Raw genomic sequence first — 6,049 nt, forward strand, 5'->3', positions numbered from 1 at the left:
GTGTGAATCGCTTTCACAGAGTGCAAGCAGAGAACCAAAATATTCTTTTTGATTTTGTGTGAATCGCTTTCACAGAGTGCGTGGGAGACTTACACCAAGTTAGTCAGGTTAAAATAGTATAATTAGATCATGTAGGACTATTTATTATGAAATAAATAAAAATATACTGGACGGTTTTGTTCAGTATATTTTTTGCATTGGAAGAAAAATAAATATAAAAAGATCTCTGAAAGAAGTATTACATATGTCAAACAGTAGTAATTAGCATTAAGTTTTACCATTGAATAAGATAATAAAGTGTAGTAGAATTTTTATTATCTTATTCTAAGGTAAATAGAGTAAAGGAGGAATAATGAAAACAGAAAAGTTAAGTAAAATTAAGAAAATTTTATCTTATAATAAATTAGGTAGAATATTTGGTATACTCATAGAAAAGTTGAAAAATACTTATAATGACAATAATTTAGAAAATATTTATGATGAGCTGGAATATGCTGAATTAGTAAATAAACTTATAATAGAGGGAGCAGCAGATTATATTTATCAGATGGATTTTAAGAGGGATCATTGTACTTTTTCACCACGTGCTGTGGACGTGCTTCCAATAGATAGTGCCTCTTTTGAAAATGCGATGGAAACTTGTTTAAGTTTTATTGTTCCTGAAGATAGAAGTATATTTATGGATACTATGTCTGATTTTCTGGCGGGAAAAAGTGAATATCATACTGCGGAGTACAGAGTTATGACGCGAACTGGTGATATCATGTGGGTGTCTTGTCGTGGCAAGGGTATTCACGATAAGGAAGGAAATCCTATTATGATTGCAGGTAGTCTTCTAGACATTACAGAAAAGAAAAGATATGAACAGCATATTGAGTTAATGGCTAGTGTAGATCAGTTAACAGGGTTATTTAATAGATATCGTTTTTACACAGATATTGAGAATAATAAATCAACTTCAGGTGCTGTGATATTTATAGATGTAGATGATTTTAAAGTTTATAATGATGTTTTTGGGCATAATTTTGGAAATAAAGTTCTTGTTAAGATTTCTAGAGTACTAGAAGAAAATTTTAATGAAGATATAAGAATTTATAGATTGGGTGGAGATGAATTTGTTATCCATTGTCCTTCAATTGATAAAATACTATTAGATAAGAATCTTCTAAGGCTGATTTCTAATATAAGAAGACCTATTTCTATTGATAATAAAACAATATATATAACTCTATCCATAGGAGTAGCTTTTTATCCTGAGCATGGAAGAAATGCAGATGAAATTTTAAATAGTGCGGATATGGCTATGTATACCGCAAAAAAGTCTGGTAAAAATAGTATTAAAGTATATATAAATTCAAGCCATGAAGAGGTATCACGTCGCTTTATTATTGAAACAGAAATACGTACATCGGTAGAAAAAAACTTTCAAGGTTTTAGTTTACATTATCAACCTATAGTGGATGCAAAATCAGGGGAGTGGAAGGGTGCTGAGGCACTACTCAGATGGAAGTCTCCAACTTTTGGAAACATACCTACAGAGGAATTGATAAATACAATAGAATATATAGGTTTTATGCCTAAGATAGGTAAATGGGTATTGGACACTGCAGTGAAAGAGTGTGCATCATGGAGAAAAGATGGACTAGGTGATAAATTTATTCATGTAAATTTATCTATAGCTCAAATTGATGATCTTAATTTAAAAGATAATATTATTCAGGCTTTAAAAAAATCTTGTTTACCAGCTCAATTGCTTTATCTTGAACTAACAGAAAGTATGCTTATAAAAAATATGGAAAATGCTATGGAATTTTGTACAGCAATGCAGGATATAAATGTTAAAATTTCTTTGGATGATTTTGGAACAGGGTATTCAGCACTTAGCTATCTGAGGCAATTGCCTTTAAATGAGATTAAAATAGACAAATCTTTTTTAACAAGCTTTGAAAGCGGTTCTTATAATAGAGCTATAGTTCTTTCTATATGTGATCTTGCTCATGCCATAAACCTTAGTCTTTGTGTAGAAGGGGTAGAAGAAGAATCACTTTGGAAAATTTTAAAAGAAATGAATGTTGATATGCTTCAAGGATATTTATTTCAAAGGCCCATCCCGGCTAAAGATTTTAGAGAAAAACTGGTGGTAAATTCAAAAACATTTGATTCATAGGAATTAAATGTTAAGATATAATTTATATATTTATAAATCTTAACATTTAATTTCTAAAACCATATTTGAGACGTTTTCAAAAATAGGTTGTCTATTTTACATTCTCAGTAAAGATAGCTGATCTTTTATGCATTTCCTTTTCAAGCTTATAGTCATTTTAGGCAATTTCCAATATATATAATCATGACATTTTTTTATATCATCTAACTCGGGAATGGGAAAAATTTTATTTTCATGTGATCTTGGACAGTCAACCCATTTACCACGAATAATATGAAAGCATCTGATTGCTACATTCTTAATTAAACATGCACCCAAGGAACCTAAAGCCTTATTATTAATTGACAATAGAGGAAAAGTAATATTAGCTGCTGAAGTTACTGCTAACATGCATTTTGCCGGATCACAGCAGCCAGGGGCCTTAAATTTAGCACAATTATCCATAATACTAGCACAATTTCCTAAGGTTAACTTTGGCTTTTGTAAACTGCGTATTTTCTTTGCAGAGTAGGCATTTCCATCTCTATCAAACCAATATCTTGAATTATTTATATTAATACCACTTCCTATAATAATTACTAAAGGAAAATCATATTTAGGATTAGGGGAATAGTGTACGTAATCAAATCCAGATCTAGCAGCTGCTAAACAACCGCCATCACAGGCTATTTCAAGTTCACGAGCTATTTCTGGAGTAACAGAATATATATCAGTTATTTTAGGCGCATGTTTTAATGTATGACCTGCCAAAACCAGTACATTAGGAAACTGTTTTGCAAAAAATTCATCCATTAGGGAAGGATTTGCCTTGCGAAAAGGAATGGATATAATTTCTCCAGTAACTTTTACGGTATCATCGTTAAAATTACGCTTTACAGCTTCTTTTATTAATGCTACGTCATCTGGATTTATACCCATAACTTTAGTCCCAATACGATCTACTTCAACGCTATTGTTACCAGATATTATAACACCAACATCAACAGGGTCAACAGGCGCGGGTGTATTACCTTCACCACCTATAATTCCATCTATTATTACTAAATCGGGCTTAAATAAATATAATAGATCTGCAATCTTTTTATTAATTAAATATGTATGATTTCTTTCTCTCATAAAATAGGGTATAGTACCCATGGCATTCTTAAAACCAAGGGTTACAGTAGTATATAAATTTGTCTTCAATTTAGGTACAGAAATATAGAAGGATTCACCAAGAATTACTTCATTAAATATTTCCGGTATATAGACCTCCTTCATAACTTCTGCTTTTGGAAGCATATATCTAATTACTGGTTGATTTTCTAAAGCATAGAGTTTTGTATTATGATATTTTGCAACTCTATCTATTCCACTTATTTTAAAACTTGTAGCCGTAGGCATGGGTTTGCCAGAAGATTCTACAATGGCAATATTTTTATTAAACTGTTTTATATAGGAAACAATTGCATCAAACACGCGAGGATCAGTGGATTCTGGATAATCTATTTTAGATAATCCTGACTTATGATATACAGATACTAAATTTGGTTTTATAAGTATTCGCTTATAAGATGAAAGTTTTTTTGTAAAGCTTATATGGGAATCTAAATCGTCTAAGTTTTTGTATACAGTGTCTCTTATAGATTGTACATCTTCTCTTTCGTAATATTCATGGGTACCATAATTCTTTGGTAGAGCTACATAATCTTCTCTGTAATTTATTTTAGGGGCTCTTGTAATGACTACATGGCTGTTCATAAAATTTATCTCCTTATAATTTCATTATGTAATGCTATGTTAATACTGATTTTTCATTTGATATGAACTTAAAAATAGGACCATTTCAAGGAAATTGGTTTTCATAAACAGAGTTCTTTGTTTCAGGTGGAGTTTTTTTCCCAGCTGAAACTTAGAAATCGTTATCCAGGGACGTAGCAGCCGTTATCTCCCTGGGAGTGTTACGGATGGTAGTCATCGGATAAACAGAAAAGAGAAATCCTTTGGGTTTGTATAATACTATTATCTATTATATATAATGAATATCTTTTTGAAAATCATCTTTAATGCTAAAATACTAATTTTTTATTTAAAATAAATTAGTATTTATATTTAGAAAATAGTATAAAGATTTCCATATAAGAAAATATGACATATATTTCAAGTGTACATGCAAATATGTATAATAAATAAATTATTAATATCATATTAAAATCCTGAGTTAAGGTAAGTGTAGTATACTCTAGTGTATGGTATATATTGAGTGGAGAGGCATTACCATTTATTCAATGAAAAATAAATTGGATGAAGGGAAAATAAATACTGTGTTGACTTTTGCAATATTAAATGTTAAAATCTTTCACATAATAATAAACATCCGTATAATCCTGATAATATGGATCAGGAGTTTCTACCAAGGTACCTTAAATCTTTGACTATGGATGAATCTAAGTGAATATTTTAAATCTTAATGCAAGATATTAAGATTTAAAGTAGGATCCGTTATTGACTATAAACGATAACGGGATTTTGTTTTATTCTATATTTTATATTTAAGGGAGGAATAACTTGTGACAAAAGAAGGAAACACAAAGGACAAATCATTTTTGGAATCATATTTTAAATTATCAGAAAACAAAACGAATCCGAAAACAGAGATTGTAGCAGGTATTACTACATTCATTACTATGGCCTATATTATATTTGTAAATCCGAGTATACTTAAGCTTACAGGAATGGATCCAAGTGCAGTTTTCGTTGCAACATGTTTAGCAGCAGCTGTGGGAACACTTATAATGGCATTATATGCTAACTTGCCATTTGCACAGGCACCGGGAATGGGACTTAATGCTTTCTTTACATTTACTGTATGTCTTACATTACACTATACTTGGCAGCAAGCATTAGCTGCAGTTTTTATTTCAGGTGTATTATTTATTATAATTACATTGACTTCTATAAGAGAGAAGATAGTGGATGCATTGCCACAAACCTTGAAATTCGCTATATCTGGCGGAATAGGACTTTTCATTGCACTTATTGGACTTAAAAGTGGTGGAATTATAGTTGCAAATGAAGCTACATTAGTTGGTTTTGGTAAATTAATAGAACCTAGTGCTGTATTAACCTTGATAGGTATTCTTATTACTGCAATACTTATGGCTAAAAAAGTTAAAGGTTCAATTCTAATAGGTATATTAGCTACAACAGTTATTGGAATACCTTTTAAAATAACCCATCCAGTATCAGTAAATAAATTAATAAGTCTTCCTCCAAGTATTGCACCTACATTTTTAAAGATGGATTTTGGTGGACTTCTTGGAATAGGTAAAGCAGGAATTGTGGGAGCAATAGTTAGTGTATTAATGGTAGTCATAACAATTTGCTTAGTGGACTTGTTTGATACTTTGGGAACATTAGTTGGAACAGCACAAAAAGCAAATATGCTTGATGAAAATGGAAGAGTTAAAAATATGTCAAAAGCTCTACTATGTGATGCTGTAGCTACAACGGCTGGATCATTGCTTGGTACCAGTACTGTAGTAACTTATGTTGAATCCACTTCGGGTGTTGCAGAAGGTGGAAGAACAGGTCTTACTTCCTTAGTAACTGGAATATTATTTTTATTTGCATTATTTTTCTCAGGCCTTGTAGGGATGGTCCCAGCACAGGCAACTGCACCAGCACTTGTCATTGTGGGTGTACTTATGATGGGGTCGGTTACAAACATCAATTTTGATGATTTCACTGAAGCCTTACCAGCGTTTCTTACTATAGCAATTATGCCATTTACTTATAGTATTGCTAACGGTATAGCAGCTGGAATGATATCTTATCCAATAGTAAAATTAGCTACTGGACAAGGGAAAAAGGTGCATCCTTTGGTGTACATATACTACGTGT

3 protein-coding genes and 1 riboswitch are annotated in these 6,049 nt (G+C 31.4%); of the genes, 2 read left to right on the plus strand and 1 reads right to left on the minus strand.

From position 1 onward, the window contains the following. Window positions 1–352 precede the first annotated feature (352 nt). Window positions 353–2,167 carry a bifunctional diguanylate cyclase/phosphodiesterase gene (locus tag RH99_RS17380; RefSeq protein WP_010241299.1) on the plus strand — a complete coding sequence of 605 codons (1,815 nt, stop codon included), beginning with the start codon at window positions 353–355 and terminating at the stop codon, window positions 2,165–2,167. A gap of 96 nt (window positions 2,168–2,263) precedes the next feature. On the opposite strand, the gene RH99_RS17385 is transcribed toward RH99_RS17380, so the two are convergent. Next, window positions 2,264–3,907: a DUF362 domain-containing protein gene (locus RH99_RS17385; protein WP_010241300.1), complete on the minus strand. Its 1,644-nt coding sequence runs from the start codon at window positions 3,905–3,907 to the stop codon at window positions 2,264–2,266. Window positions 3,908–4,503: 596 nt separating this feature from the next. Beyond that, a riboswitch (purine riboswitch) is annotated at window positions 4,504–4,604 on the plus strand. A 112-nt stretch (window positions 4,605–4,716) separates the two neighbouring features. On the opposite strand from RH99_RS17385, the gene RH99_RS17390 reads away from it, so the two are divergent. Further along, window positions 4,717–6,049, plus strand: a 1,333-nt coding sequence (locus RH99_RS17390; protein WP_010241302.1) for an NCS2 family permease, incomplete at its 3' end; no start/stop codon positions are given.

It is taken from the genome of Clostridium arbusti SL206, from assembly GCF_000246895.1.
Taxonomy (GTDB): Bacteria; Bacillota; Clostridia; order Clostridiales; family Clostridiaceae; genus Clostridium_I; species Clostridium_I arbusti.